The organism is Agrobacterium sp. MCAB5 (genome assembly GCF_052114365.1).
Lineage (GTDB): Bacteria > Pseudomonadota > Alphaproteobacteria > Rhizobiales > Rhizobiaceae > Agrobacterium > Agrobacterium tumefaciens.
The window spans coordinates 1-420 of the sequence record NZ_JBFREP010000295.1; the positions used below are offsets into that span (position 1 = coordinate 1).

At 51.4% G+C, this 420-nt stretch carries 1 protein-coding gene; it reads right to left on the reverse strand.

The window, feature by feature from the left end; translation table 11 throughout:
* Nucleotides 1–262 precede the first annotated feature (262 nt).
* Nucleotides 263–420, reverse strand: a 158-nt coding sequence (locus AB4Z23_RS28700) for an integrase core domain-containing protein (protein WP_441361338.1), incomplete at its 5' end; no start/stop codon positions are given.

A 420-nucleotide genomic window follows, 5' to 3' on the forward strand; every position in this document is an offset into this window, starting at 1 on the left:
TGATTGCGTCGGTTTGTAGAAGACGGAGAAGAATGGTTGCTCTCTGGTGAGGAGCACGCCCTGCTTGGTTTCATTTGGGGTCAAGCAATGTCCAAACGCTGGAACAGCTGAAACTATACTAGCCAATAGAAATGAACATCTCAGCACAGCCGACCTCCCTAACCTGCATCCCATACTGCTACCATAACGCGTAAGAATAGTCATTCTAGCTGAACCGCCCCAGGTTTCTGGACCAACTGAGGCTAGAGTTTTCCGGCTTCATTCAGGGAGGCGGGCTGGTTGAGCCTCCTGATTTCATCAGCGAGATCGGCACCTTATTGCCGATCGCACCATGCGGCCGAAACTCATTATAGTCTATACGCCAATCCTCCATCTTTTCGCGGGCATCCGCAAGGGTCAGGAACCAGTGCTGATTCAGAC